We start from the raw sequence: 26,409 nt of genomic DNA on the forward strand, positions 1-26,409 counted from the left end.
GGATGCCATGAACGAACAGCCCGCCCCCGCATCGCCCCCGCGCCGACGGGGAGAGAAGCAGGAACGGTCCCTGGCCCGACGGGCACGTCTGGCCGATGCCATCGTGCAGGTTCTGGCCAGCCACGGCGTCGCCGGCCTGACCCATCGGCTGGTGGCGCAGGCCGCCGGCGTGTCCCTGGCCGCCACGACCTATTATTTCGACAGCAAGTTCGACATGGTGGCGGTCGCGTCCAACCTGACGCTGGCGGGCTATGCGGAGACCTTCCGCCGTGTTGCCCGCTCCAGGCAGCTATCCATGGGCGATTACGTCACCCGGCTGGTGGGCAACGCGGCGGAACGCGACCGGGCGCGGGCCACCTGCTGGGCGGAGGTGATGCTGGATGCGCCGCGCCATCAGGAGAGTCTGGAACTGTCGCGGCGCTGGTTTGCCGAACTGGGCGACATCTGGCTGGACATTGCGCGGGCCTGCGATGCCCCGCCCCCGGCGGCACGGTCGGCCATCGACACCAGCATCGGCCTGCTGCTGGTCATGCTGGCCCTGGGCCTGACAGAGGCGCAGATCGGTGCGGTGCTGCTGGAGGGCAAGGATGCGCTGGACGCCTGGGCCCCGACGCTCCCAGCCGCGGGCGGTCAACCCGTGGCCGCCCCCGCCAAGCCGACCCGCAAATCGGCCGGAACCCGCGAACGGATCATTGCTGCCGCCATCCAGATCCTGATCGCCGAGGGTCCCGCCGCCGTCACCTATCGCACCATCGCACAGCAGGCGGGGCTGACGCTGGCCGGCCCCGCCTATCATTTCCCTACGGTTGAAGGATTGCTGGGCGCCGCGCAGGAACGCCTGTTCGAGGAGTCCAAGCAGCGGTACCGTACCGTGGTCGCCAGCATGGATGACGGGCCGTTCGACCTGGAACGGCTGATCGACCGGACCGCCGCCGTCTTCCTGCGCGAGGCGACCGAGCATGCGGGCCGCAATCTCGCCTCCTACGCCGTCTGGCTGCAGGCCGCCCGCCGGCCCGAATTGCGGCCCATGGTCTGGAGCGCCATCGCCGACCAGATACGCGCCTGGCACCGCGTCTTCGTCCGGCTGGGCGGCAGCCCCACGCCGCTGGAGGCGCTGCTGCCGCAATGCATGTTCATCGGCAAGATGATCCGCCTGCTGGCCACCGGCTCCGCCCTGGCGGACCTGGAAAACGCCCGGCGTGACTTCGCCTTCGATCTGTCCTCACTGGCGGGCCAGCGTTTCTGGCTGCGCCCTAAAACTGGTACGCATAACTAAAAATCTTTGACCTGCGCGATCTTCCCGCTATCAATTGGCACGATCGTTCAAAAATCGGGCCGGGAGCGGGATTGTGGATATTGCGGGACTTTTTACGCTGAAGGGACGCACCGCGCTGGTCACAGGCGGATCGCGCGGCATCGGCCGGATGATCGCCGCCGGATTCCTGGCAGCGGGCGCCCGCGTCTATGTCACCGGACGCAAGGCGCGCGCCTGCGAAGCAGCCGCCGCCGAGCTGGGGCCAGGCTGCCTGCCCCTGCCGGCCGATATCGCCACCGTTGAAGGATGCGAATATCTGGCGCGGACCCTGGCCGGATCGGAAAGCGGGCTGGACATCCTGGTCAACAATGCCGGTGCGGCCTGGGGCGCGGAATTCGATGATTTTCCGGAACATGGCTGGGACAAGGTGATGGACATCAACGTGAAGTCCCCCTTCTTCCTGACCCAGCAATTGCTGCCCCTGTTGCTGTCGGCCGCCCGCCGCGATGGCGGACCGGCCAAGGTCATCAACATCGCCTCGGTCGACGGGCAGCGCGTCAGCCCGTGGGAAACCTATTCCTATCAGGCGTCCAAGGCCGCGCTGATCCACCTGACGCGCCGCATGGCGGCCCGACTGGCACCGGAAGGCATCCATGTCACGGCACTGGCCCCCGGCGCCTTCGGCACTGACATGAACCAGGCGGCCCGTGACCACGCGGACAAGGTGTCGGCGGCCATCCCCGCGGGCCGCATCGGCCGGCCGGAAGACATCGCCGCGGCCGCCGTCTATCTGGCGTCGCGGGCCGGGGACTACGTCGTGGGTTCCACCCTGACAGTCGATGGCGGGCTGGTGCATGCCAGCTTCGGGCCGGGCATCGACGGGGAGGGGTGACGCCGCCCCGTCAGGCGGGCCGGCGCAGCAGGAATTCGCGACCGACCTTGACACGGGCCACGCCGCCATAATCCACGATATCGGCCGTGGCATAGGTTTCCGCCCATTTGTCGGGCAGATAGCTGCCCGTCCCCACCACATCGATCGGGGCCCTGGCATCGGCCATGACGCGGCATTTCTCGGGCGAGAAGCCGCTGCTGGCGACGATGCGCACCTTGTCGAAACCCGCCGCGTCCAGGCTCTCGCGCAGATGATGGATGGCCGCGGCGGAAACACCGGCCCCGATCAGGTGCCGCAGTTCCGTCTCGTCGCGATAGCCGCGGATGCTGGCCGGCGCGTGCCGTTCCAGCACGGCATAGCTTTTCGGCGGGTCCAGCCCTTCCAGGAAACGCCCGCCCGGCGTGTCGATCCGCAGGGAAAGCGTGCCCGCGGCCGCCAAGCCGGGGAAGCGGCGGCAGACGGCCAGCGCGTCCGTCACCTCCTGCCCGAAATAATCGACCAGCACGGTCATGGGCTGGCCGGGAAAGGTCTCGTGATACATCTCCGCCGCGCGCACGGTGGAGCCGGCATAGCCGATCAGGGCATGCGGCATGGTGCCAAGCCCCTTGTCCTGGCCGAAATAATGGGCCGTGGCATCGGTGGCATTGCCCACGAACCCCACAGCCCCGTCGCGCCGCCGGGCCCGGGCCGAACCGACAGAGGCGGCATAGGCCATGATCTCCGCCATCTCCGTGCCGGCGCAATGGCGGGCATCCATGGCCAGAAAGGCGACCTTGGGCAGGCCAGCGCACATCATGTAGGCATTGTAGGCGGCGACGCAGGCGGGGCCCAGTTTCATCAGGAACAGGGTCTCCAGTTCCGCCATCCGGCTGAAGGGGCCGGTGATCCACATCATGGGTTCACCCGCGCCGACCCATTTGGTCTCCTCGTAATTCAACTGGATATCAGGGGTGAAGCCCCGTTCCGCCGCCACGGCGCGCAGCCAGTCCAGCGCCAGCCTGGGCGCGAAGACCACGGGCCGGCGCATGAACACGGCATAGGTGACGGGCAGGTCGCCGAACTTCTCGACGATGGCGCTGGTGCGCTGGAAATAGACGTCGGTCCAGTCCCGGACGGCATCGGCGGAAGGCGGGGTATGGGTCATTTCTCATGCGATCCTGCAATGGCCGCCGATCATAAGCCGATCCGGCCCCGCATTGGCAAGAGACGCGACCCGTGGCATGGGCTCAGCGGGGACCGTCCGGCGCCCCGCCCTTCGGCTTGTCGCGGCCCCGTTCCGGCGGGGGCGGCAGATTGCCATCCGCCTGGGCCGCCGCCATGCGCTCCACAATGGTGCGGTGGAACTTCTCCTGCCCGTGGGTCGTCTCTGCCCGCAGCAGGGCCAGCGCCTCATCGGCGCGGACGGGGTCGAAGGGGCGCTGGCGCAACGCTTCGGCCACCCCGCGCCGCGCCTGGCGCAACGCCTCCACCTGCGCGCGCAGTTCAGGATTGTGCTGGCGCAGCGACTGATGGATGGGATCGCGCAGGTCGTCGGGCACCAGCCCCAGCAGCCGGTCGCCGCCCGGCGTACCCCCCGGCGGACCGCCGCCGCCACGCAACCAATGGCCGGCCATCACCCCGGCAACGGCCAGATTGGCCGAAACCGACAGGACCAGCAGGATGGACAGGATCAGGGTGGATCGTTTCATTCCGCATTCTCCAGATCGGCCGCATCGATCTCCGTCGTCAGGCTCAGCAGCGCGACCAGATCGTCGGATGCGCCCTGCTGGGCACCGTCGTCGCCGGGCAGCGGCACCATCTGCCCATAGCCCAGCACGAAACCCATCAGCCCGGCTGCCGTCGCCGTGGCCATGCCGGCCGTCCAGCGTTTCCAGGCCAAACGCATTTCCGTCAGAAGCGAGGCGCGGCCCAGCGTGCGCGGATGATCAAGGGGAATATCCAGCACGCTACGTCGCAAATCCGCGGACGCCCTGGCCATCGGCAGGTCGGCCAGCGCATCGGCCACGGCCTGTTCGGCCGCCAGCAGGGCGCGCAGGTCCGCATCCACGGCCAGCGCGCGATCGGCCCGCAGCCGCAGACCGGCCGGCCAGCGCACAGGGTCGGCACCGTGGCGGTCCAGAAGGTCAAGGAATTCGCTTCGCGTCATGGCCGCCTTCCCTGGGGCAATCCCCCGTATCGCGTTACGTCTACCATTATCATCATTGCCATCATTCCACCGCCTTTCCGGCGGTGGACCAGCCCGCCAGCCTTTCCCGCAAGGAACGGCGGGCCCGGACCAGCAGGCTTTCCAGGGCCTTGACGCTGACATCCAGCGCCTTGGCTGCCTCCGCATTCGACAGACCGGCATCATAGGTCAGCGTCACGGCTGCGCGCAGCCGGTCAGGCAGATCGGCAACCGCGGCGGACACTGCCGCCCGCGTCCGCTGGTCGGCAAGGGCGGCTTCCTGGTCCATGGAGGGGTCGGCCGGGTCGCCGGCCGCATCCAATGGTGCCATCGGCATCCGTCGCGTGCGGTCCAGGCAAAGGTTCGTCGTGATACGATAGAACCAGGTCGAGAAGCGCGCCGCCGCCGGTTCGAACCGGTCGGCATGGCGCCAGAGCCGCAGGAAGGCCTCCTGCGCCACATCCTCCGCATCCGCCTGGGAAGGCAGGATGCGGCGGGCGATGGTGACGGTGCGGTCCAGATGGCGTTCGACCAGCAGGCCATAGGCCCGCCTGTCACCCGCCGCCACACGCGCCACCAACGCCTCATCCGTTTCGGCTTCCGCCATGCCGTCCTGCCTGTCGTCGTCCACCCATGCGCGGACCCTGCCAGAGGGCCCCGCATCCGTCCCCACTCTATGTCGCGACAGGCCGGCCGTCATGGTCATTGCCGCCGCCGGTTACTTGCCGTCGGCCTTGCCGCGTTCACGGCGCGGATGGTCACCGTCACGCGCGGGCTTGAAGGCGGCAAACTCCTCCGCCGTGACGATGCCATCCTTGTTGGCATCCATCTTCTCGAACAGGGCCTTCTGCCGCTCCTGCTGGTGGCGGGCACGCTGCGCCTCCAGGGCGGTCGAGAACTCGGCCAGCGTCATTTGGCCCTTGCCGGCGCTGTCCAGCTTGCGGAACTGGTCGGCCCGGATGGCGGCGCGTTCCTGCTCGTCCAGCTTGCCGTCCTTGTTGGTGTCGTACTTGGCCAGCAGTTCCTGGCGCTTCATGCCGTGCGGGCCGCCTTCCGGGCCCGGACGGGCCATCGCGGGCACGCTTGCCGCCATCAGGGCGGCCAGCGACAGGGTGGCAAGGGTGCGGGTGGTGAAAGTCATGGTCGATACTCCGTTGGGGCGTGGCACCGCCGGCCGAAACCGGGGCGGGGAGCGGGCGATATATCGGGTGATGTTTTCGCCGCGTTCAATCCTGATACGGGCCAGCCGGAAAAACCCTGCACCGCCTTTCGCACGGGGGCTGAACGACCACCGAAATGGATGTATTCCCGCGGGAAGAATGATAATAACCATGTGTTAACCGCCGCTTTTTCAATAGGCAGCCGGTTGGCGACAGGCAAACACATGTCGGAAGCCGCAAAAGGCGATGGCACCGTTGGGGGAAAGCAAGTTGAGGGGTGTCGTCTACGGGCGCAGCCTGGATTTCAGGCCGCTGCCGCCCGGTCCCGACGTGCTGTCATCACCGCTGAAACTGTCCGATGTGGATTATGTGCAGCTTCCGCAGAAGGGCTGGCGTGATCATCTGCGACTGTTCCTCCAGGCCAGCGGGCTGACCTCCATCCCCATCAGCGTCCGTTTGCGCTGGCAGGCGCATGAGGTGATCGACTGGCTGCAATCATCCCTGCTGGCACGCGGCCGCGGCAAGCGCGGGTCGATCACCCACCCCGTGCAGCTCATGTCCGCGATCGAGTTCCTGATGTCCCTGCCGGCGGACCTGGAGATCGAGCGGCGGCTTCTGCATACGCTGATCGGCCGGGGGCTGATCGAATATCGCAAGCGGATCAGCACCGGCCGCGAACGGCCCATGCTGTTCGCCAAGGAGGCGACGAGCCATTTCATGGCCGGGTTCAAGGAACAGCAGCTCCTGTCCAAGTCCGGCAGCCCCGCCGAGCAGTTCCAGACCATCCAGCGCATCTATACCAGCTACTATTTCTTCCGGGCCTATTACATCTTCGCCATCATCTCGCGTGAGCCGCCGGAAAGTGGCGGCAAGCTTTTCTCCAAATTCATGCGTGCCTGCTTCTTCATGTCCACCATACAGGATGACGGCACCATCGCGCCCAAGCCGGCCTACCGGCAATTGCCGCCCAAGGAACAGGTCGTGTTCCTGGCCAAGCGCGATGTCGCCCTGCAGGCCCGCCTGCGGGAGGATGACGCCCTGCGCACGGAATTACAGAACCTGTTGCGCTTCTTCCGGTCCGTGCGCGGTTGATACCGGTGTCCATGCCCGGCGGGCGCCCCTGGCGCAATATCATATCCCGGTGAGAGCAACTCACCGGGATCCGGTACGGCGGCGACCGCCGGCGCACCGCACCTGCGGCGTAGCCAAGCAACTGTTTTCATGCGGCGTAAGTTCTCTGATCGCGGATGATGGCATTGGCGAGGACGACGATCTTTCGCATGATGGCAACGAGGGCAACCTTTGGCTTCTTTCCAGCGGCGATGAGTTTTTTATAGAAGGCGGCCAAGGGTGGATTTCGCCGACTGGCGACGACGGCAGCCATGTAAAGGACGGTTCGGACAACGGGCCTTCCACCGTAGATGCTGCGCGGGCCATCGCGTTTGCCGCTCTGGTTATCCATCGGGGCAACGCCGGCCAGGGCGGCGACCTGATGTCGTGTCAGTGTGCCCAACTCCGGCATATGGGCCAGCAGGGTGGCCGCCAGCACCGGCCCGACAGCAGGAATGGACTGGAGCAGGTTGTCGTTGACCTTCAAGGTTTTGGATGCCGCGATCTGCTCGGCAATGCGCTTGTCGAGGCGCAGGATCAGCAGGGCGATGGCATCCAGGCGCCGCTTGGCCAAGCGGCGCAGTTCCGGATCCGCCAGGGTCTGGGCCTGGTTCCTGACCATGGTCTGCTCGTCGAGCAACTGGCGCCGGTAGGTGGCCAGTTCCGCCAGGACCTCCCGTTCCGGATCGGGTTGGTAGGCGGCTCCGGGGATCGCCTGGGCATAGGCGGCGATCATCCGGGCATCCAGCCGGTCATTCTTGGCCCAGCGTCCATGCGCCCTGGCAAAATGCCGGACCTTGCGAGGATCGACGAGGCGGACGGGAATGCCGGCTTTCGATAAAGCCTCCATGACCGGCCGCTCATAGCCACCACTGGCTTCCAGGACGACCTGCACGGCGCGCTTGCCACACCGTCGCCGAAGGAGACTGTAACCAGCCTCGGCATTCTCGACTTGGAAAGCCTCTCCTGTCTCGGCATCCAACCCGTCCAGACGGGCCTTGCTGACGTCCAGGGCGATGATAGAGTCCTGTTGTGCCATCTTCATACTCCCTGCCTTGCACGTACGGGGCTGCAACCCCAAGCAACTGTTCGGGTCAATGAAGGGGCCGACCGGAGAACCATGCTTGGCTACGGTGTATGATCTACCTTTCCACGGAGCGGTCTTCCGGACGGATCGCCGGCCGGGGCATGCCCCGGCCGGCGATCACACATCTTACTGACATTTCGAAAACACAAGCCCACGGATGTGGGCGTCGGCGCAAGCCCACGGATGAGGGTGTCGGCGATTGAGATACCGGTGATCGGTTGCGATCACCGGGACTTGGCGCAAGACCGGCCGGCCGGCTAGGCTGCGATGGTTTCAGCCAGCAGGGCAGCATCCATGAACCCCGATATTCCCGGCAGCGACGGCAGCTATCTCTATTATGACAGCGACTATCCCTGGCCGGAGGAGATGGAGGCCGACCCGGCACTGCGCATGGCCGCAGCCCGTCAGGGCATCCTGCATGACGTGCCGCATTACCTGCGGCTGGCACGGGACCTGGCCTCCATGCTGGGCCGGGCGCCGCGCATAACGGAACTGGCCTGCGGCACAGGCCGGCTGTCGGTACCGCTGGCCCGTGCCGGGTTCGCGGTGCAGGGGGTGGACGCCTCCCCCGCCATGCTGGAGGGCCTGCGCCAGCGGCTGGAGCGGGAGGATGCGGCCACCGTCAGCCTTCTGCATGTGCATGAGGGGGACCTGAGACAACTGGACCTGCCGGAAAAGGCCCAGGACCTGATCATCATGGGGTTCAACATCCTGATGCTGATCGCCGACTTCCAGGCGCAGCAGGATGTTCTGGCGCGGGCCTGTGCGCATCTGGCACCCGGTGGCTGGCTGGCGCTGGATGTGGCCAATCCGCTGATGCTGTCGCTGGGCGCCTCGGCCACACCGGATGCCAGCTATACCCGCCGCAACCGGCGTACCGGCAATCTCTATACGAAATTCGCCATGGTCGGCCAGTTGGACGAGCGGCAGGTGCAGCATGTCCATGGCTGGTATGACGAGGTGGTTCCCGGCGGGGCCGTAAGGCGGACGCATTACGGCTTCCACTGGCGACCCGTCTTCCGTTTCGAACTGGAACTGATGCTGCGTCAGGCCGGTTTCGATCTGGAGCGGGTCGATGGCGATTTCCAGGGCGGCCCCTTCGATACCGGTGCGCCGAAAATGGTGGTGCTGGCCCGGCGAAGGGCCTGAGCGCAACGGCCTGGGTTCACCCGGTCCTGCGGGGAAAGGCAATGGTGAAACAGGAACCCGCACCGGGCCGGCTTTCCACATCGATACGGCCACCCAGGCGCTGGGTGACGAGGTTGTAGACGAGGTGCAGGCCCAGACCCGTGCCTCCCGCCTCCCGCCGGGTGGTGAAGAACGGGTCGAAGATGCGGGGCAGCGTGGCCGCATCGATGCCCCCGCCATCATCGGCCACCGACAGTTCCGCCCAGCCCGGCGTGCCAGCGGATGGCGACAGCGTCACACGGATGGTGCCGGCGGTGCCGGCCGGAAACGCATGGGTCAGCGCATTCATCATCAGGTTGGTGATGACCTGCGCAATGGTGCCGGGTGCGCTGTCCACCATCATCCCAGGCGCCAGCGCACAGACCAGCCGGTGCGGCAGGCGGCGAAGCTGCGGCTGCAGACTGCGCAGCACCTCGCCCACGTAAATCCCCAGGTCGAAGCGGCGGATCTGATCCGTGGTCTGGTCCACGGCCACCTGCTTGAAGCTTTGGACCAGATCGGCGGCGCGGCTGATGTTGCCGGAAACGAAACCCATCGCCTCCGTGGCGGAGGCGACATAATCGGCCAGGTCGGTCCGGGTCAGGCTGCCGTCGCGCCAGGCCCGCGCGAAACGGTCGGTGTCCTGCGCAAAGGCCGTGGCGGCCGTGACGGCTACACCCAGAGGCGTATTGATCTCATGCGCCACGCCGGCGACCAGCCCGCCCAGCGCCGCCATCTTTTCCGCCTGAATAAGGTCGCGCTGCGTGGCCCGCAGCCGGTCCAGGGTCCGGCCCATCTCCTCCGCCGTCAGGCGCATGACGTCGATGCCCAGGCCCAGGCCTACGGCGGCACCATCGGCATCGGCCAGGATGAAGCCGCGATGCAGTGCATCGGGCTTGCGTTCGGCAATCATGCTGTTCAGGGCGGACAGGCCGGTATCCGCCGGCACCAGCAGGGGGGCCGCATCGGCCAGATGCGTGACGGGCCGGCGGGCATAAAGGTCACGGCCATAACGCTGGGAAAAATGCAGCAGAAAGGTCGGCCGGTCGGCCAGGGCCAGCGGCCGGCGCCCCTGTCCCTCCAGCACGATGACGCCGGGAAGGTCGGGTTCGCGCTGGAACAATTCGGCCACGGCGCCGCATCTTGTATCGGCCGGCACGAACGGCACGGGCCGGCACAGCCGGGCCGCCGTCCATGCCAGATCATCCGCCACCATCCCCCTGCCCGTTGCCGGGGTGCCGCCCGCGTACCGGTCCACGCCCGTTTCCTTCGGTCCGATCGTCCTTGCCTGCCGTTGTCTTGCCAGAAAGCCATGAAGGATTTGTGAAATGATCACGGCAGCGGAAGGGGGCCGGCATCAGCCGCCCTTCAGCACCGTCAGGGCCGCATCCCAATAAGGCACGGGCCCGAACCGGCCGGCCAGGAAATCCACGAAGGCCCGGACCTTTGGGCTCAGGTGCCGGTTGGCGGGATAGACGGCATGGACCGCAAGCGGTGGCGGCAGCCAGGCATCCAGCACCGGCACCAGCCGGCCCGAGGCCAACGCATCGCCGACAATGAAGGTGGGCAGCAGGACCAGGCCCTGCCCCTGGCTTGCGGCTTCCCGCAGCGCGTCGCCATTATTGGCGCGCAGCCGGCCGGTGATGCGCTGTCCGCGCGTTTCTTCCGCTCCCGGGGCGGCGCGGAAGCTCCATTGTTCCGGGTTCTGGACATTGGTGTAGATCAGGCAATCATGCGACTGGATATCGGCCGGCTCCTGCGGTGTGCCCCGCCGGGCCAGATATTCGGGGCTGGCGCAGATGACGGCCCGGGCCGGGCACAGGCGGCGCGCCACCAGCGAACTGTCGCGCAGCCGCCCGATGCGCACGGCCAGGTCATAGCCTTCATCCACCAGGTCCACGAACCGGTCGGACAGGTCCATATCCACCGCCACTTCCGGATAGAGGCGCATGAAATCGGCGATGGCGCCCGACAAATGATCCACACCGAACGATACCGGTGCCGCCAGCTTCAGCGTGCCGCGCGGGGCGGCATGCTGGCTGGCCACCGACCGTTCCGCCTCCTCCAGTGCCTCCAGCGCCTGGGAGACGCGGGCATGGAAACCCTCGCCCACCTGTGTCAGGCTGATATGGCGCGTCGTGCGGTTGAACAGCCGGGCGCCCAGCCGGGCTTCCAGTTCCCCGATACGGCGGCTGGCCGCGGATTTCGACAGGCCCAGCTTTTCCGCGGCCTTGGTGAAGCTGCGCCCCTCCGCGACCAGCGTGAAAAGCCGCAGATCATCCAACCGGTCCATGCCAACCCCACACGATGTCGCCGCCACATTGTTCCCGCCGCATTGTCCCGAAATGCGCAACAAAGCTGTTCGACATTGGACCATTATCAGCAACCCAGCAACGGACTATCTTTCATTCCAGCAGCAACGCACACCACCAAAGACGGAGAACAAAGATGAGCAAGGTTCTGGTCCTCTACTATTCTTCCTACGGTCATGTGGAAACGATGGCCAAGGCCGTCGCGGAGGGTGCGGCGTCCGTGCCGGGCACCGAGGTCGTGGTCAAGCGGGTGCCCGAGCTGGTGCCGGAGGATGTGGCCAAGCGTTCCGGCATCAAGCTGGACCAGCAGGCGCCTGTGGCGACCGTGAACGAGTTGCCCGACTATGATGCCATCATCTTCGGCACACCGACCCGGTTCGGCATGATGGCGTCGCAGATGCGCAACTTCCTGGACCAGACGGGCGGCCTGTGGGCCAAGGGTGCGCTGATCGGCAAGGTCGGGTCGGTCTTCGTTTCCACAGCGACCCAGCATGGCGGCCAGGAATCGACCCTGCTTTCCTTCCACACCACCTTGCTGCATCACGGCTTCGTCGTGGCGGGCCTGCCCTACAGCTTCGCCGGTCAGGGCCGCCTGGACGAGGTGACGGGCGGCAGCCCCTATGGCGCCACCACCATCGCCGGCAGCGACGGTTCGCGCCAGCCGTCGGAGAACGAGCTGGAAGGCGCCCGTTTCCAGGGCGCGCATGTGGCGCGGCTGGCCGCCAAGCTGTCCGCGTAACCGCACAACCAACATTCTCAATCCCATGACCAATGGTCCCCGCGCCGTCGCCATGACGGGGCGGCCCGGGGAGCCGAACAGGAGAAGTGTCATGATCGAGCATCGCCCCTTCAACGGCCTCGGCAAGGCCAATCACGGCTGGCTGCGCGCCAATTTCCACTTCAGCTTTGCCGGCTATCACAATCCCGCGCGGGTCCATTGGGGACCGTTGCGGGTGTGGAACGATGACACCATCGATTCCAACACGGGCTTCGACCCGCATCCGCATCAGGACATGGAAATCATCACCTATGTCCGCAAGGGCGCCATCACGCACCAGGACTTTCTGGGCAACGAAGGCCGGACGGAAGCAGGTGACGTGCAGGTGATGTCGGCCGGCACGGGCATCGTGCATGCCGAATATAACCGGGAGCCGGGTGAAACCACCCTGTTCCAGATCTGGATCATCCCCAACAAGCGGGGCGTGAAGCCGCGCTGGGAACAGGCCCGGTTCCCCAAGGGCACCGACGCCGACGGTCGGCTGCGCGTTCTGGCATCGGGCCGGGATCAGGACAAGGATAGCGGCGCGCTGTTCATCCATCAGGATGCGGCACTTTTGGGTGGAACCTTGCCGGCGGGTACGGTGTTGACCCATCGATTGGGTGATCGGCTGGCTTATCTGGTGCCTGCCCGCGGCAAGGTGAAGGTCAATGGCCAGACCCTGGAAGCCCGCGATGGCGCGGCGGTCAGGGATGAAGAGGTCCTGACCATCGAGGTGCTGGAAGAAGCCGAGTTGATCCTGGCCGATCTGCCGCGCACGGCCTGACCGGGCCTGATCGGCATTGAAATACCGGGGCCGGTCCTCTCCCCCTCCCCCTGAAGGCCGGCCCCGGCCATGAAGGGCGGCGTCTGCCCACAGGCGCCGCCCTTTTCCTTTCCTGTTGCCTTTCCTTCCTGTCCGGCCTCGCGCCCTGCGGTCATCCGCCCCTGGCGCCCGCCGGCGGGCCGTGCCAGCCTGTCATCATCGATCCAGCCGAGGGATGACCGAAACCGTGAGTACACAACCCGACCCAGCCGGCCCCGATGCCGTCGCCCTTCGCCTGATGCTGCTGGCCAGCCTGTTCGGCGCGGTGGCCGTGGCCGCCGGCGCCTATGCCAGCCACGGGCTGGGGGCCGTGCGCGATGCGCGGGCCGTGGCATTATGGGGAATGGCGAGCCATTATCAGATGATCCATGCCCTGGCCATCCTGGCCGTTGTCGCCCTGCGCCGCAGCCTGCCCCGGCAGGCCCGCTGGCTGACGGCCAGCGGGCTGTGCTTCGCGCTGGGTTGCGTGCTGTTCCCCGGCGCCCTCTATGCGCTGGGTTGGTACGGGCCGTCCGCCATGGGGGCAGTGGCCCCTATCGGCGGCCTGTCCTTCATCGCCGGCTGGTTGCTTGCAGGCTGGGCCGCCATGCGTGCCCAGGGTGCCGGCGCGGGTTGAGGCAGGGTGCGTATCACACGAAAAAGGCCGGCGGGTCGCCCCGCCGGCCTTTTTCGTAACTGGAGCCAAGCCCGGGCTTACGTATCCAGGAAGCTGCGCAGTTTGCGCGACCGTGAGGGGTGCTTCAGCTTGCGCAGGGCCTTGGCCTCGATCTGCCGGATACGCTCGCGCGTGACGCTGAACTGCTGGCCCACCTCTTCCAGGGTGTGGTCGGTGTTCATGCCGATGCCGAAGCGCATGCGCAGCACCCGCTCCTCGCGGGCCGTCAGCGTGGCCAGGATACGGGTCGTCGTCTCGCGCAGGTTCGCCTGGATGGCGGCATCGAGGGGAAGCACGGCGCTCTTGTCCTCGATGAAATCGCCCAGATGGCTATCCTCCTCATCACCGATCGGCGTCTCCAGCGAAATCGGCTCCTTGGCGATCTTCAGGACCTTGCGGACCTTCTCCAGCGGCATCATCAGCCGCTCGGCCAGTTCCTCCGGTGTCGGCTCGCGCCCGATCTCGTGCAGCATCTGGCGGCTGGTGCGCACCAGTTTGTTGATCGTTTCGATCATATGCACGGGAATGCGGATGGTGCGGGCCTGGTCGGCGATCGACCGGGTGATGGCCTGCCGGATCCACCATGTGGCATAGGTGGAGAACTTGTAGCCGCGCCGGTACTCGAACTTGTCGACCGCCTTCATCAGGCCGATATTGCCTTCCTGGATCAGGTCCAGGAACTGAAGGCCGCGGTTCGTGTACTTCTTGGCGATGGAGATGACGAGGCGCAGGTTGGCCTCCACCATCTCCTTCTTGGCGCGGCTGGCCTCCTTCTCGCCCTTCTGCACCGTGGAGACGATGCGGCGGAACTCCCCGATGGGCAGGCGGGCCTGACCCGACACCTCCGCGATGCCCTCACGCACGCGCCCCACCTCATAGGAGGAGCGCTCGGCGAACCGGCCCCAGGCCTTCGACAGGTTCTTGCAGCGGTCCAGCCAGTTCGGGTCCAGTTCGGACCCGTAATAATGCTGCAGGAAATCCTCGCGCTTCACCCGGCAATCGGTAGCCAGCCGCAGCAGCCGGCCCTCGAAACCCAGCAATTTGCGGTTAAGCGCGTAAAGCTGTTCGACAAGCTGTTCGATACGGCCATTGTTCAGGCGCACGGAATTGACCAGCTCGGTCAATTCGGCCTTCACCTTCTCGTATTTCTTGTCCGCCCCCTTGACCAGTTCCTCACCCCGTTGCAGCGATGCAAGGCGAAGCTCCTGAATCTTGTGCAGGCGGTCGTAGGTTTCCTCGATCTTGCCGAAGGTCTCCAGCACCTTGGGCTTCAGCTCGGCCTCCATGGCGGACAGGGAGACGTTGCCCTCCTCCTCGCTCTCGCCCTCGGTGCCGGCACCGCCTTCACCCTCGCCCTCGCCGCGTTCGCCTTCTTCCTCGTCGCGTTCGGCGGCGGGACCGTCCAGGGCTTCCGGCGGCAGGGCGCCCGTCTCCGGGTCACCGTAAGAGGCGTCCAGGTCAATGATGTCGCGCAGCAACATCTTGCCGTCCTGCAACGCCTGGTGCCATTCGATGATGGCCTGGATGGTCAGCGGCAATTCACAAATCGCGCCGATCATCATTTCACGGCCGGCCTCGATGCGCTTGGCGATGGCGATTTCGCCCTCGCGCGACAACAGCTCCACCGACCCCATTTCGCGCAGATACATGCGCACGGGATCGTCGGTGCGGCCGATATCGTCATCGTCCAGGTTGCCGGACTGGCGGCCTTCGCCCTCGCCGTCGCTATTGCCGCTCTCTTCCTGCTCTTCGCCCTCGACGACGTTGATGCCCATCTCGGACAACAGCGCCATCGTATCTTCGATCTGCTCGGAAGATGAGCTGTCGGGCGGCAAGGCGGAGTTCAGTTCGTCATAGGTGACGTACCCACGCTCCTTGCCGCGCGCGATCATCTTTTTGACGGCAATGGCCATACCGTCCATCAGAGGACCATTGGCTTCCTCTTCCCGCTGCTCCGACACTTCCGCCGTCTGCGCCGTTTTCGTCGCCATTCGCTCGCTGCCCCCGCACTCTCAAGGCTGCCATCGGTAAATGCAAATGGACAACTCGGGCAAGAGCCCGGTCATCCGCTCGAACTAGGTCTGGCTATAACTTTCGTGAGTGAAGCCAAACTGTGTCCGCCAAGACACAGTTTACGCAAACGAATGCTTCGCCGCACGCCCGCATTGCCGGCCGTGTGCCATTCATCCGTCCATCTCCGTCAGATTGTCGGCATGTCCGCGGAGAATCAGCAGCTCCCGCTGCAAGGCACGCAGGCGGCCGAGATCGCTTTCGCTGAAACTTTCAGCGAAACGTCTTTCGGCCTCGCGCAGCTCGCGCTGAAGCAACCCATCCTCTGAACTTAACCAGACCTCCTGCCAGCCACTCCGTGCGGTTTCGATGGACGCTCCTGGTTGCGCGAATTTCGGCGCGTCCGCACTCAGCAGACTATCCAGCGTCTCTTGAAAGCCGCGATCAGACAGGTGGCGCTTCAGGCCGTCCGCGTCAAGTGCTGATTCGGCCGTGAGGCATGCGACCAGCGTCTGGCGCAGGGCCTCCAACTCCCCATCCGCGAATTCGGCACCGCCCAGCACCTCCCCCACATCCTGGAAAAGCTCGGGGTGATGCAGCACGGCCAGCAGCAGGTAACGTTCCCGCCGGCGTGGTTCGGTACGCAGGGTCCCACTGCGGAAGCGGCTGTCCCACAGGCGGCTGACCGGCACCTCTCCGGGCAGCAGACGGCGCGGCCGGGCCGGGCCGTTGCCGGCAGCACCCGCGCCGAAGCCGCCCCCGGCCGCCCGGATGGCAGCGCGCAGCTTTTCCCGCAGGACCGAACGGTAGCTGTAGGCAACCGATTTGTCCGCGACCTTGTCCATCATCTGGTTGATGCCGGCCTCGATCCGCAGCCGGCCGTCGGCCGTCTTCGCGTCCTCCCCCTGGCGCACCAGTTCCCAGATGAAATCCTCCAGCGCCAGGGCACGGTCCAGCACGGCCTGGAAGGCATCACGGCCGCCCGACCGGATCAGGCTGTCGGGGTCCTCCTTGTCCGGCATGAAAGCGATGCGTACCGTGGTGTCGGGCAGCAGGATGGGCAGGATGCGATCCACGGCACGCATGGCCGCCCGGCGCCCGGCATTGTCACCGTCGAAGCACAGCACGGGATTGCGCTGGCCTTCCGGTGCCAGCTTCCATAGGACCTGAATCTGCGTTTCCGTCATGGCCGTGCCCAGCGGCGCCACGGCCCCCTCGAACCCGGCCAGGACGCAGGCGATGACATCCATATAGCCTTCGGTGACGATCAGGCGCTGGCCATCCGCCGCCGCCTGTCGGGCCCGCGACATGCCGTAGAGAAGATTACCCTTGTGAAACAGCGGGTTCTCCGCCGAATTGATATATTTGGGCCCGTCCCCCTCCAGCACGCGCCCGCCGAACGCGACCACCTGCCCCCGCCGGTCCGTGACGGGAAACATGACGCGGTTCCAGAAAAAATTGCGGATGGCGCGGCCGGGTTCCGGCCGCTTGAACAGGCCCACCTCCACCATGTCGGCCTCGCTATATCCCGCTTCGGCCAGCAGGGCGCGCAGCGGCGCGCCATCCTGCGGGGCATAGCCCAGGCGGAACCGCGCGATCCCCTCGTCATCCAGGCCGCGGCGGCGCAGATAATCCAGCGCCTGCCGGCCGGCGGGATTATACAGTTCTCGCTCGTAATACCGCGCGGCCTGTTCGACCAGGTCGTACAGCGATTTCTGCCGCTCGAAATGCTCACGCTCCTGCGGCGTGGCCTTCGGCACCTGCATCCCGACCTCACCGGCCAGATGCTCCACCGCCTCCATGAAGGACAGGTTGTCATAACGCATGACGAACCCGATCTGGTCGCCATGGGCACCGCACCCGAAGCAATGAAAGAAATTCTTCTGGTCGTTGACGTAGAAGCTGGGCGTCTTCTCGTTATGGAAGGGGCACGGGGCCTTGAACTCGCGGCCGGCGCGGATCAGGCGCATGCGCTTCATCACCACTTCCGACACGGAAAGGCGGGAACGCAAATCTTCCAGGAATTGCGGCGGCAGGGCCATCAGGGACGCAATCTCTTAAAGTCTCGGGCGCGGATAGCCGGCGAGCATAGACCAGGCGACAGGGCAAACACCATGCGCGCAGGCATTTATCCCCAGGTTGCCCCGGAATTCACAGCCTGTGGATAAAGGCTGTTTGCTTCGAATTTCATCGGTACGGAGATTGCTTGCCTCCGGGAATAAAATTTCCCGGACGAAGGGCATGCGCCATGAACATCAGCTCCATGTTTTCCCCCGCCGCCATCCTGGCACGATTGCAGGCGAAACCAGCCGCGAACGCCGCCGCCCCGGCCACCCCGCCCGACCAGACGACGGGCCCCGCCCGCGTGGACACGGCCGCCCGGCAGAAGGACGAGATGGCAGCCCTGAAGAAGGAACGGGACGCCTACGACACGCAGCGCCACAATGAAATCCGCAAGCGGGAGAAGGAATTCGAACAGACCCATGGCCGCAAATATGGACAGGAGGGCGATCCGCCACTGGCCTACCAGATGGCCCTTCCCGTCAATGAGCGCGGCTATCAGCCCTTCGTCAGCGCGGACCAGCAGAAGCAGATCGACGCCATCACCGACAAGTACCGCTACCAGGAAAATTTTGCCCCCATGTGGGAAGAATTGACCGCCATGGGCCTGAACACGGACCAGTTGGTGAAGTCGGCGAAATACTTCATCTCTATGGATGGCCGCATGGCGACGCGGGAGGAAGCGACGAAGGGCATCGACATCAAGGTTTGAGGATGCATCGATCAGCCGCATGGCCGGCAGGGCGCACCCCGCCAGCCTGCCGCCCTCAACCTGCCCCCCTCAACTGCCGCCTGTTTACGGAGATCAGCCCACAAGCTTCTCGCGAACCATGGCGCTGGCCTTCGTGAAGTCCATCTGGCCGGCATAGCGGCCGCGCAGCTCCGCCATCACCCTGCCCATGTCCTTCACGCCCGTGGCCCCCACCTCCGCGATCAGGGCGGCGATGGCCTCGCGCGTCTCCACCTCGTCCAGTTGCTTGGGCAGGAACCGCTCGATGATGCTGATCTCCTCGCGCTCCTGCTGCGCCAGTTCGGTACGGCCACCCTGTTCGTACATGGTGATGCTTTCGCGGCGCTGCTTCACCATGGTCTGCAGCATGGCCAGGATGGTGGCGTCGTCGATACCATCCTGGTTGCCCGTGCCGCGGGCCGCGATATCGCGATCCTTCAGCGCCGCGATGATCAGCCGGACGGTGGCGAGGGCGCGGCTGTCCTTGGCGCGCATCGCATCCTTCAGGGCTTCGGTCAGCGTCTGGCGCAACATGGCATACCTCTGTGGGCTGATCAGGAAACAGCGGGCAACATTAGCCAAGATGATCAGGGGTTGCCAGTAAATAGCAGGTGCCGGACAGCCTTGCGCCGCGATGCGGCATCCGCCCCCCGGCAGGCGCGGGGCAGGGCCGCGCCCGCATTTCTTGACCACCCTGCCGGGAATGGCTAATTCACCTCCAGAACCGTACCGGCCCTGGCCGGCGCGCGGCATCGGCGCGGCCTGCACCTGGATGCCCCCCCTTCCGTCGGCAACGGCGGCGCGGGCGGCTGACCGGGGGTGGATCGCGACGCATCGCGGGCAGGCCGCCCCGCCCCCGGGCGGGAAAGGCCGGCGTTTTCCCGATCATGATGACGCCCGCCGGGCGTCACCCTGCTGACCATAAGGTGCCCGCCATGTCCGACACCCCGCCGATGGGTTCCCCCAGCCGCGCGCCCGCCCCCAAGGGGGCTACCGGCGTTCTCGTCCTTGCCGATGGCTCGGTCTTCTGGGGACGCGGCGTCGGCGCCGTCGGACATCGCGTGGGGGAGGTCTGCTTCAACACCTCCATGACCGGCTATCAGGAGATCATGACCGATCCCTCCTATGCCGGGCAGATCATCACCTTCACCTTCCCGCATATCGGGAACGTGGGGACGAACGCGGAAGACATCGAGACGGTGACCCCCGTGGCGCGCGGCCTGATCATCAAGGCCGACATCACGGAGCCGGCAAACTGGCGCGCCACGCAGCATCTGGACGCCTGGCTGAAAAGCCACGGTCTGGTCGGCCTTTCCGGCATCGACACGAGGCGCCTGACCCGCCGCATCCGTGACCAGGGCGCGCCCAACGGCGTCATCGCCCATGCCCCTGACGGTGTTTTCGACATCGACGCGCTGGTGAAGATCGCCCGCGAATGGCCCGGCCTGGAAGGCATGGACCTGGCCCGCGAGGTCACCACCCGGCAGACCTATGGCTGGAACGAGACGATCTGGGACCTGAAGGACGGGTACGGCACACAGGCGGCCCCCAAGCACCATGTCGTCGCCATGGATTTCGGTGCCAAGCGGAATATCCTGCGCTGCCTGGCAACGTCGGGCTGCAAGGTGACCGTCGTTCCCGCCACCACCACGGCGGAAGAGATCCTGTCCCTGAACCCCGACGGCATCTTCCTGTCGAATGGCCCCGGCGACCCGGCGGCCACGGGCGAATATGCCGTGCCGACCATTGCCCGGCTGGTGGAAAGCGGCAAGCCGATCTTCGGCATCTGCCTGGGACACCAGATGCTGGCCCTGGCCCTCGGCGGCCGCACGGTCAAGATGGAGAAGGGCCATCGCGGCGCCAACCATCCCGTGAAGGACCTGGCATCCGGCGTGGTGGAGATCACCAGCCAGAATCACGGCTTTGTCGTCCTGCGCGAAAGCCTGCCGGAAGAGGTGGAGGTGACCCACGTCTCCCTGTTCGACGGCACGAACGAGGGCATCCGACTGTCCGGCCGTCCCGTCTTCTCCGTGCAGTACCATCCCGAGGCCAGTCCCGGACCGGAGGACAGCCATTACCTGTTCGACCGGTTCATCGATGCCATCGAAGGGCGCTACTGAGGTGACGACAATGCTCGGCGCCGCCCGCCTGGGTGAATGGGACCGGCCGTCGAGCATGCCGGACGGGCTTGCCACGCTGGTGGCCGGCTGGCCCGTCATCAACCGCTCTCCCGCCGCAGAGGCGTTCCTGGATGCCAGTGGCCTGATCCGGGTCAGCAATGTCTGGAACCTGCCCTGCGGCGCCTTCCCCACGGACCGGCCGATCGACCAGCATGCCGGCTGGGCCGTGGCCCGGCTGGCCGACCAGGTCTGGAAGGTGATAGAGGTCGCCCCGCCCCATCCGCGTGATGGCGGCCGCGCCCTGCTGCGCGACCGGGCCGAACGGCTGTTGCAGGGCCGGCGCTGGACGGGCGGGGACCTGGAAGCGCTGGACAGCCTGTTGCGCGACAGCCCCGTGCGCCACGATGTCTGGCTGGCGGCTGACGCCGGCCGCGAGCGCGCACTGAAATCCCTGTTGAAGCTGCGGCTGGTCCTGCTGGCAGCGGAGGCGCATCCCGCCCTGCCCGCACCCGTCGTCAGTGTGCTGGCGGATGGCCCCGTTCTCTGGATGGACAGCGACGCGCGGGAGGTGTCCGACCAGGTCATGGCCCACAGCCGCCGCCGCATGGAGGTTGCCGCCAAGCGCACCGCCCGCGACGACCGCCAGCGCGGCACCGATCTGAAGGACGGCATCGCCCAGGCTGTGCAGGCCGTCTTTCCTGCCATGCCCGATGATGTGGCCCATGCCGCCGCCGCCCGGCTGGCACCGGGCGCCATCAAGCTGGGCCGCCGGCCGGGAACTCAGGCGATCGTGGATTGCGTGGCCGAAATCCGGCTGGAACGGTGGCGGCAGGCCGTGGTGAACGAGCCCAAGGTCGCTGCCCGGCTGGCCGCCATGCAGGCGCGTGGGGACAATAACCGTGTCCGCAAGCGCTTCCGCGACCAGCGGGCGCTGGAGCGTGTGGCCGAGGAGATCGCCGACTGGCGCGGCTCACTCGAACCCGTCACATCCCGCTGGCTGGGCGACGCGGGCTGATCCTGCCGTCCCTGCCTGGCCGTGACCATCCCGACCGGCCGCACAAGCGGGATGGCGCGACATCCATCAGGGCTTGCGGCCCAGCACACTGTCCAGCAGGGACCGTGCGCCGTCCTTGGAATGGCGCAGTCTTTCAATCTGTTCCCTGGCCTTGGCCGGGTCGCGCAGTGCGGCCCGCACGGATGCCGACAGGTCTGGCGCATAGGTCAGGTTGTCGAACGTCCCCCGCACGCGGACGGGAACGTTGATGCCGTCGGCATCCAGGTTACCCGTACCCTGCCCTTCCAGGCTGGCCACCAGCCGGGTGCCCAGCCGCATGTCCACACGGCGGTTGGGCAGGTTGACCGTGCCCTTGCCCGCCACACGCAGCAACGGGGCCAGCAGGCGGAAATCCTCCGTCGCCACGGTCCCGTTCGTGATCGTGAAGGCGCCCCCCATCTCTGCGAAATCGGTCTGCGGCGGCTCCTGGCCACCCTGGCCGATGGCGCTGCGGATGATGTGGGCCAGGTTGATGCCCTTGACGGCGCCGTCGCGGAACAGCACCTCCCCCTTGCCGTTCAGGCTGCCGACCAGCTCCTGCTGGTTCGCCCCCGTCGCCTTGATATCCAGCGTGCCGTCCGTCGTTCCCGTCAGGCGGTTGAAATCGGCAAAGCGGATCAACAGCGGTTCGGCCTGCACGCCCTGCGCCCTGGCGACCAGACCGAGATTGAGCGCCGGCCGGCTGACATCCAGCGACAGGCGCCCCCCCAGCATGCCGCCGAACACGGGCGTGTCGGCCAGCACGGCGTTCAGGCGGCCATCCGCCAGCTTCAGCCCCATGGCAGCCGGCCCCGTCTCCACCCCCTTGAACAGCAGCCCGGCCAGACGAAGGTCCAGGTCCAGATCGAAGACCTTCATCGCGGAAAGGTCGATCGCCTCCCGGCTCCAGCCCTGCGATGCGGCCGGGGGAACGGCGGCATCACCGCCGTCGCTGGCGGCCGGCGGCGGTTCGTCGGCGGGCAGGTAACGATCCAGTTCCAGGCGCGGCAACGACAAGGTGCCGGCCAGCGCCGGACGGGGGCCATCCAGACGGATGTTCAGGTCCCCATCGGCGGTCAGGTCCCCGGCCACGGCCTTCAACCCGGCCAGCCCCAGCCGCACGGAGGTACCCGTCAGGCGGCCGGTAAGCGACAGGTCGTCCACCGGCAGGTCGGCCGGGGCCGCCCCCGTCGCCGCACGGACCAGATCGTCAAGCGATGCGACCTTCAGCGCCAGGTCACCCGCCAGATTGACGGGTGCGTCGCCCTGACGTTCCACCTGCCCCTTGACGGCCAGATTGCTGCCGGCACCCGACAGGCGCAGGTCCAGACCCGCCGTGCCGCCGGCCAGCAGCGGCCGCACCGGATCGATGACCACGTCCAGCGCCAGCGGCGTGCCGTTCAGCTTCATCTCGGCTTCCAGTTCCAGCGCCTCGTCCAGGGCCGGCATGGACAAGGTGATGTTGACGTCCGTCGCCTCCCGCACCATGCCCGTGCGCGCGTCGGTATAGCGCAGGCGGCCATCCACCACTTCCACATCCGACAGCGACAGATCCGCCACCAGATCGGTCCCGCCGGCATTGGCCGGGGGGGTGCCGTCGCCCGCAGCGGGCGACGGGCCGCGTGTGAATGAGACGTTCCAGTTCGGCCGTCCCTGACGATCGACGGTCAGGTCGATGAAGGGTTCCGTCAGCACGAACCTCTCCACCTCCGCGCGTCCGCGCAACAGGGGGATCAGCCGCAGGCGCACGGCCAGCCGCTTCACCCGCAGCAGGTCCTCACCCTGGCGGATGCCAGCGAACTGCACATCGTCGGCCGTAACGGCGATGGAGGGGAAGTAGGAGAGATCGACACGCCCGCCGATGGTCAGCTCCCGGCCCGTCGCCACCTCCACTTCCCGTTCCACCTGTGCCACGATGGCACCCACCGGCACCAGGAACGGTAACGCCACGGCAGCCGCCATGAGCAGAAGCAGCAGCACGGAAAGGGTGACGGCGAATTTGCGCATGCTGGGTCCGGCTTGTTGCGAACGGTTCGGTCTCGTTACCATCGAGTGTTTCAGCCCACCTTGCCCAAAACAAGGCCGAACATGGCATCTTTCGTGTGGGTCGGGGTTGGAGGAAGGGCGCAAAGCCGCTATATCCTGCGCACTATGACCTTGACCGATCCACCGCAGACCGCCCCCCTGATCGACCCGTTCGGCCGTGCGATCACCTATGTTCGCGTCTCGGTCACCGACCGGTGCGACTTCCGCTGCGTCTATTGCATGTCGGAGGATATGACTTTCCTGCCCAAGGCGGACATCCTGTCGCTGGAGGAACTGGACCGGCTCTGTTCCGCCTTTGTCGCCATGGGCACGCGCAAGCTGCGCCTGACCGGCGGGGAGCCGCTGGTCAGGCGCAACATCATGGAACTGATCCGCAGCCTGGGCCGGCATCTGCGCACCGGCGCGCTGGACGAACTGACGCTGACCACCAATGGCAGCCAGCTCGCCCGGCACGCCGACGGGCTGCGCGCGGCCGGCGTGCGGCGCATCAACGTATCGGTCGATACGCTGGACCCGGACCGCTTCGCCACCATCACCCGCTGGGGCCGGCTAGCCCAGGTGCTGGACGGGCTGGACGCCGCCAAGCGCGCGGGGCTGGAGGTGAAGATCAATGCCGTGGCACTGAAGGGCGTGAATGACGGCGAGATCGACCATATGCTGGCCTGGTGCGGCGAGCAGGGGTTCGATCTGACCCTGATCGAGGTCATGCCGCTGGGCGACATGGACGGCAATGGCGGCGGTGCCGTGCGGGAGGAACAGTTCATGTCGCTGCGCGCGCTGCGCGCCGACCTGGAACAGCGCTGGACCCTGATCGACAGCACCTACCGCACGGGCGGCCCCGCCCGTTATGTCACGGTGGGGGAAACGGGGCGGCGGCTGGGTTTCATCACGCCGCTGTCCCATAATTTCTGCGAAAGCTGCAATCGTGTCCGCGTCACCTGCACAGGCACCCTCTATATGTGCCTGGGGCAGGAGGATGCGGCCGACCTGCGGGCGCCGCTGCGCGCCAGTCCCGATGACGGGCTGCTGCACGATGCCATCCGCGATGCCATCCGCGCCAAGCCCAAGGGCCATGATTTCATCATCGGGCGCGGGCACGCCCCTGCCGTGGGCCGCCATATGAGCGTGACGGGCGGTTGATTGCGTGCGTCTTTGCCCCGCACCGCCGCTTCGGGTAAGGTGCCGTCCCGCCGCCACCTGATACCGGGAACAATGCTTTGCACCAGACCCCCGTGCCGCTTGCCTTCGTTGCCGCCGACACGCCGGAGTCCCGTGCCGCCCGCGACAGGCTGGCCGTCCGCTATGGCGGCGTACCGCCGGAGGAGGCCGGGATCATTGTCGCCCTGGGCGGTGACGGCTTCCTGCTGGAGACATTGCACCGCTACCTGATCCGCGGCGTGCCCGTCTATGGCATGAACCGCGGCTCGGTCGGGTTCCTGCTGAACGCCTACAGCGAGGATGGGTTGACCCGCCGGCTGATGCGGGCCCAGCGCGTGGTGCTGCACCCGCTGCGCATGACGGCCGTGACGACCACCGGGGAGGAGTTGGAGGGCCTGGCCTTCAACGAGGTGTCATTGCTGCGCGAAACGCGGCAGGCGGCCAAGCTGCGCATCAGCGTCGACGGGCGCGAGCGCATGCCCGAACTGACCTGCGACGGTGCGCTGGTATCGACGCCGGCCGGCAGCACGGCCTACAACCTGTCCGCCCACGGCCCCATCCTGCCGCTCGGCGCCGACATCCTGGCCCTGACACCGATCAGCGCCTTCCGCCCGCGCCGCTGGCGCGGGGCCTTGCTGCCCCACACCGCACGCATCCAGTTCGACGTGCTGGAGCAGTCCAAGCGCCCCGTCAGCGCCGTGGCGGATTTCACGGAAGTGCGCGACGTCGTGCGGGTGGAAATCCGTGAAGACCGCAAGGTGGCCAGCACCCTGCTGTTCGACCCCGAACTGGCGCTGGAGGAACGTATCCTGAAGGAACAATTCTCCCCGTGACCATCCCCGGCGGATGATTGAGCGGGTCCGCCCGTCTCAAACAAGCGGCCGAAAACCTTGACCGATGGTCAAGGTTTTCGGCACCTCAAGCGCCGGGCCGGCAGTCGCCGGCCTATACCAGGAGCATCAGTCATAAATTCATGCCCCTGGTATCACTCCGCCGCGATGCGGGCCGTGCGGTCCAGGGCATAATCGCGCATGACGCGGACCAGGGTCATCAGGTTGGCGCGAAGCGTATGGAACCCTTCGTGCGGTTCCAGCGTCTCTTCGTTCATGTAGAGGCGCCGGTCGATCTCAAGCTGCAGGGAATGCCGGCCCCGCGCCGGGTCAGCATAGCGGCGAACCAGTTCCACGCCCTTATAGGGATCGTTCACCCGCACGACATAGCCCATCCGCCGCAACGTATCGACGACCAGCCGCGTAAAGCCCGGTTCGGACGTGGTGCCATCCCGGTCGCCGATCACGAAATCGGGCGACTGCCGGTCCGGGCCGATCACGAAGGATGGCATGGAATGGCAGTTCACATGATAGACGGCGCCAAAACGCGCATGGATCGCATCCAGCGATTCCGCCAGCAGTTCATGATAGGGGCGCCAGTAATTCTCCAGGCGGTCCTGCACCACGGTTGCGGGCAGGCGGCCATCATACATGGGCACGCCCGGCCGGCACAGGTGCCGGACCAGGCCCATACCGGCCACACTTTTCCCCGACGGGTTCAGGGGGCCGGGCCATGTCCCCTCCAGCATGCCTGGATCGATATCGTCGGGGGCGCGGTTGACATCGATATAGCTGCGGGGGAACAGCGCACATAGCAGCGTCGCCCCCATGTCCGGGACGGGACTGAACAGTTCATCGACATGCGTATCCTCTGCCTGCCGCAGCAGGGGAAAGGGGCATATGAAATTGAAATCGGCCGGATAGCGCGTGCCGCTATGCGGGCTGTCGAACAGCAGGGGTACGACCGGGCTGGCCGGATCATGCCGGACGACCACATCGTCGATCACCAAACTCATCGGCAAGCCCCTGTCTTGCG

General features: G+C 66.5%; 25 protein-coding genes. 12 read left to right on the top strand and 13 right to left on the bottom strand.

Annotated features, from left to right (window positions below; translation table 11 throughout):
- Positions 1-7 precede the first annotated feature (7 nt).
- Positions 8-1,276 carry a TetR/AcrR family transcriptional regulator gene (locus tag ABC728_RS25005; RefSeq protein WP_416621655.1) on the top strand — a complete coding sequence of 423 codons (1,269 nt, stop codon included), beginning with the start codon at positions 8-10 and terminating at the stop codon, positions 1,274-1,276.
- Between the two features lie 73 nt (positions 1,277-1,349).
- A complete protein-coding gene (locus ABC728_RS25010) occupies positions 1,350-2,147 on the top strand; it encodes an SDR family oxidoreductase (RefSeq protein ID WP_416621654.1) in 798 nt (265 codons plus the stop codon).
- Positions 2,148-2,157: 10 nt separating this feature from the next.
- Here ABC728_RS25010 and ABC728_RS25015 read toward each other — a convergent pair whose 3' ends face one another.
- The 5 genes from ABC728_RS25015 to ABC728_RS25035 form a co-directional block, all read right to left on the bottom strand.
- Positions 2,158-3,291, bottom strand: coding sequence for a nicotinate phosphoribosyltransferase (locus ABC728_RS25015; RefSeq protein WP_416621653.1), 1,134 nt, complete (start codon positions 3,289-3,291; stop codon positions 2,158-2,160).
- Between the two features lie 82 nt (positions 3,292-3,373).
- Positions 3,374-3,835, bottom strand: a complete 462-nt coding sequence (locus ABC728_RS25020) for a periplasmic heavy metal sensor (protein ID WP_416621652.1) — start codon at positions 3,833-3,835, stop codon at positions 3,374-3,376.
- Complete coding sequence (locus ABC728_RS25025; protein WP_416621651.1) at positions 3,832-4,293, bottom strand: hypothetical protein; 462 nt, start codon at positions 4,291-4,293, stop codon at positions 3,832-3,834. Before ABC728_RS25025 ends, ABC728_RS25020 begins: the two co-directional genes overlap by 4 nt.
- Positions 4,294-4,354: 61 nt before the next feature.
- Positions 4,355-4,942, bottom strand: coding sequence for an RNA polymerase sigma factor (locus ABC728_RS25030; protein ID WP_416621650.1), 588 nt, complete (start codon positions 4,940-4,942; stop codon positions 4,355-4,357).
- Between the two features lie 87 nt (positions 4,943-5,029).
- Positions 5,030-5,452: an EF-hand domain-containing protein gene (locus tag ABC728_RS25035; RefSeq protein ID WP_416621649.1), complete on the bottom strand. Its 423-nt coding sequence runs from the start codon at positions 5,450-5,452 to the stop codon at positions 5,030-5,032.
- A 289-nt stretch (positions 5,453-5,741) separates the two neighbouring features.
- On the opposite strand from ABC728_RS25035, the gene ABC728_RS25040 reads away from it, so the two are divergent.
- Complete coding sequence (locus tag ABC728_RS25040; protein ID WP_416621648.1) at positions 5,742-6,563, top strand: hypothetical protein; 822 nt, start codon at positions 5,742-5,744, stop codon at positions 6,561-6,563.
- Between the two features lie 127 nt (positions 6,564-6,690).
- Here ABC728_RS25040 and ABC728_RS25045 read toward each other — a convergent pair whose 3' ends face one another.
- Positions 6,691-7,626, bottom strand: a complete 936-nt coding sequence (locus ABC728_RS25045; protein ID WP_445376291.1) for an IS110 family transposase — start codon at positions 7,624-7,626, stop codon at positions 6,691-6,693.
- Positions 7,627-7,962: 336 nt separating this feature from the next.
- Here ABC728_RS25045 and ABC728_RS25050 point away from each other — a divergent pair, with 336 nt between their 5' ends.
- Positions 7,963-8,817, top strand: coding sequence for a class I SAM-dependent methyltransferase (locus ABC728_RS25050; RefSeq protein ID WP_416622105.1), 855 nt, complete (start codon positions 7,963-7,965; stop codon positions 8,815-8,817).
- 16 nt (positions 8,818-8,833) lie between these two features.
- On the opposite strand, the gene ABC728_RS25055 is transcribed toward ABC728_RS25050, so the two are convergent.
- Entirely contained in the window at positions 8,834-10,093 is a 1,260-nt protein-coding gene (locus tag ABC728_RS25055) for a sensor histidine kinase (RefSeq protein WP_416622106.1), read from the bottom strand.
- A gap of 99 nt (positions 10,094-10,192) precedes the next feature.
- A complete protein-coding gene (locus ABC728_RS25060) occupies positions 10,193-11,128 on the bottom strand; it encodes a LysR family transcriptional regulator (RefSeq protein ID WP_416622107.1) in 936 nt (311 codons plus the stop codon).
- Between the two features lie 155 nt (positions 11,129-11,283).
- Between ABC728_RS25060 and wrbA the strand changes: the two genes are divergently transcribed.
- The 3 genes from wrbA (at position 11,284) to ABC728_RS25075 (ending at position 13,346) form a co-directional block, all read left to right on the top strand.
- Positions 11,284-11,886, top strand: a complete 603-nt coding sequence (wrbA, locus tag ABC728_RS25065) for an NAD(P)H:quinone oxidoreductase (RefSeq protein ID WP_416622108.1) — start codon at positions 11,284-11,286, stop codon at positions 11,884-11,886.
- A gap of 91 nt (positions 11,887-11,977) precedes the next feature.
- Positions 11,978-12,691 carry a pirin family protein gene (locus ABC728_RS25070; RefSeq protein WP_416622109.1) on the top strand — a complete coding sequence of 238 codons (714 nt, stop codon included), beginning with the start codon at positions 11,978-11,980 and terminating at the stop codon, positions 12,689-12,691.
- Positions 12,692-12,917: 226 nt separating this feature from the next.
- Entirely contained in the window at positions 12,918-13,346 is a 429-nt protein-coding gene (locus tag ABC728_RS25075) for a DUF423 domain-containing protein (RefSeq protein ID WP_416622110.1), read from the top strand.
- Between the two features lie 77 nt (positions 13,347-13,423).
- Here the strand turns inward: ABC728_RS25075 and rpoD are convergent, their stop codons facing one another.
- Both rpoD and dnaG read right to left on the bottom strand, forming a co-directional pair.
- Positions 13,424-15,376 (bottom strand): RNA polymerase sigma factor RpoD, encoded by a 1,953-nt coding sequence (gene rpoD, locus ABC728_RS25080; RefSeq protein ID WP_445376538.1) that lies wholly within the window; start codon positions 15,374-15,376, stop codon positions 13,424-13,426.
- A gap of 192 nt (positions 15,377-15,568) precedes the next feature.
- Positions 15,569-17,437, bottom strand: coding sequence for a DNA primase (gene dnaG / locus ABC728_RS25085; RefSeq protein ID WP_416622112.1), 1,869 nt, complete (start codon positions 17,435-17,437; stop codon positions 15,569-15,571).
- A 206-nt stretch (positions 17,438-17,643) separates the two neighbouring features.
- On the opposite strand from dnaG, the gene ABC728_RS25090 reads away from it, so the two are divergent.
- Positions 17,644-18,168 (top strand): hypothetical protein, encoded by a 525-nt coding sequence (locus ABC728_RS25090; protein ID WP_416622113.1) that lies wholly within the window; start codon positions 17,644-17,646, stop codon positions 18,166-18,168.
- Between the two features lie 93 nt (positions 18,169-18,261).
- Here ABC728_RS25090 and ABC728_RS25095 read toward each other — a convergent pair whose 3' ends face one another.
- Positions 18,262-18,720 (bottom strand): GatB/YqeY domain-containing protein, encoded by a 459-nt coding sequence (locus ABC728_RS25095; protein ID WP_416622114.1) that lies wholly within the window; start codon positions 18,718-18,720, stop codon positions 18,262-18,264.
- Positions 18,721-19,121: 401 nt separating this feature from the next.
- Between ABC728_RS25095 and carA the strand changes: the two genes are divergently transcribed.
- Complete coding sequence (gene carA, locus ABC728_RS25100; protein WP_416622115.1) at positions 19,122-20,306, top strand: glutamine-hydrolyzing carbamoyl-phosphate synthase small subunit; 1,185 nt, start codon at positions 19,122-19,124, stop codon at positions 20,304-20,306.
- 10 nt (positions 20,307-20,316) lie between these two features.
- Complete coding sequence (locus tag ABC728_RS25105) at positions 20,317-21,321, top strand: hypothetical protein (protein WP_416622116.1); 1,005 nt, start codon at positions 20,317-20,319, stop codon at positions 21,319-21,321.
- A 66-nt stretch (positions 21,322-21,387) separates the two neighbouring features.
- Here ABC728_RS25105 and ABC728_RS25110 read toward each other — a convergent pair whose 3' ends face one another.
- Positions 21,388-23,346 (bottom strand): AsmA family protein, encoded by a 1,959-nt coding sequence (locus tag ABC728_RS25110; protein WP_416622117.1) that lies wholly within the window; start codon positions 23,344-23,346, stop codon positions 21,388-21,390.
- Positions 23,347-23,490: 144 nt separating this feature from the next.
- Here ABC728_RS25110 and moaA point away from each other — a divergent pair, with 144 nt between their 5' ends.
- A complete protein-coding gene (gene moaA, locus ABC728_RS25115) occupies positions 23,491-24,525 on the top strand; it encodes a GTP 3',8-cyclase MoaA (RefSeq protein ID WP_416622125.1) in 1,035 nt (344 codons plus the stop codon).
- Between the two features lie 77 nt (positions 24,526-24,602).
- On the top strand, positions 24,603-25,376 hold the full coding sequence (locus tag ABC728_RS25120; protein ID WP_416622118.1) for an NAD kinase: 774 nt from the start codon (positions 24,603-24,605) through the stop codon (positions 25,374-25,376).
- Positions 25,377-25,528: 152 nt separating this feature from the next.
- Here the strand turns inward: ABC728_RS25120 and ABC728_RS25125 are convergent, their stop codons facing one another.
- Positions 25,529-26,389: an N-formylglutamate amidohydrolase gene (locus ABC728_RS25125; RefSeq protein ID WP_416622119.1), complete on the bottom strand. Its 861-nt coding sequence runs from the start codon at positions 26,387-26,389 to the stop codon at positions 25,529-25,531.
- Positions 26,390-26,409 lie beyond the last annotated feature (20 nt).

The organism is Niveispirillum fermenti, from assembly GCF_052474395.1.

Bases quoted from the DNA above. Each gene is read 5' to 3' on its own strand.
- ABC728_RS25005 (WP_416621655.1), top strand. From the start codon at position 8: ATGAACGAACAGCCCGCCCCCGCATCGCCCCCGCGCCGACGGGGAGAG.
- ABC728_RS25015 (WP_416621653.1), bottom strand. From the start codon at position 3,291: ATGACCCATACCCCGCCTTCCGCCGATGCCGTCCGGGACTGGACCGAC.
- ABC728_RS25020 (WP_416621652.1), bottom strand. From the start codon at position 3,835: ATGAAACGATCCACCCTGATCCTGTCCATCCTGCTGGTCCTGTCGGTT.
- ABC728_RS25025 (WP_416621651.1), bottom strand. From the start codon at position 4,293: ATGACGCGAAGCGAATTCCTTGACCTTCTGGACCGCCACGGTGCCGAC.
- ABC728_RS25035 (WP_416621649.1), bottom strand. From the start codon at position 5,452: ATGACTTTCACCACCCGCACCCTTGCCACCCTGTCGCTGGCCGCCCTG.
- ABC728_RS25045 (WP_445376291.1), bottom strand. From the start codon at position 7,626: ATGAAGATGGCACAACAGGACTCTATCATCGCCCTGGACGTCAGCAAG.
- ABC728_RS25050 (WP_416622105.1), top strand. From the start codon at position 7,963: ATGAACCCCGATATTCCCGGCAGCGACGGCAGCTATCTCTATTATGAC.
- ABC728_RS25060 (WP_416622107.1), bottom strand. From the start codon at position 11,128: ATGGACCGGTTGGATGATCTGCGGCTTTTCACGCTGGTCGCGGAGGGG.
- wrbA (WP_416622108.1), top strand. From the start codon at position 11,284: ATGAGCAAGGTTCTGGTCCTCTACTATTCTTCCTACGGTCATGTGGAA.
- ABC728_RS25070 (WP_416622109.1), top strand. From the start codon at position 11,978: ATGATCGAGCATCGCCCCTTCAACGGCCTCGGCAAGGCCAATCACGGC.
- rpoD (WP_445376538.1), bottom strand. From the start codon at position 15,376: ATGGCGACGAAAACGGCGCAGACGGCGGAAGTGTCGGAGCAGCGGGAA.
- dnaG (WP_416622112.1), bottom strand. From the start codon at position 17,437: ATGGCCCTGCCGCCGCAATTCCTGGAAGATTTGCGTTCCCGCCTTTCC.
- ABC728_RS25090 (WP_416622113.1), top strand. From the start codon at position 17,644: ATGAACATCAGCTCCATGTTTTCCCCCGCCGCCATCCTGGCACGATTG.
- ABC728_RS25095 (WP_416622114.1), bottom strand. From the start codon at position 18,720: ATGTTGCGCCAGACGCTGACCGAAGCCCTGAAGGATGCGATGCGCGCC.
- carA (WP_416622115.1), top strand. From the start codon at position 19,122: ATGTCCGACACCCCGCCGATGGGTTCCCCCAGCCGCGCGCCCGCCCCC.
- ABC728_RS25105 (WP_416622116.1), top strand. From the start codon at position 20,317: ATGCTCGGCGCCGCCCGCCTGGGTGAATGGGACCGGCCGTCGAGCATG.
- ABC728_RS25110 (WP_416622117.1), bottom strand. From the start codon at position 23,346: ATGCGCAAATTCGCCGTCACCCTTTCCGTGCTGCTGCTTCTGCTCATG.
- moaA (WP_416622125.1), top strand. From the start codon at position 23,491: ATGACCTTGACCGATCCACCGCAGACCGCCCCCCTGATCGACCCGTTC.
- ABC728_RS25125 (WP_416622119.1), bottom strand. From the start codon at position 26,389: ATGAGTTTGGTGATCGACGATGTGGTCGTCCGGCATGATCCGGCCAGC.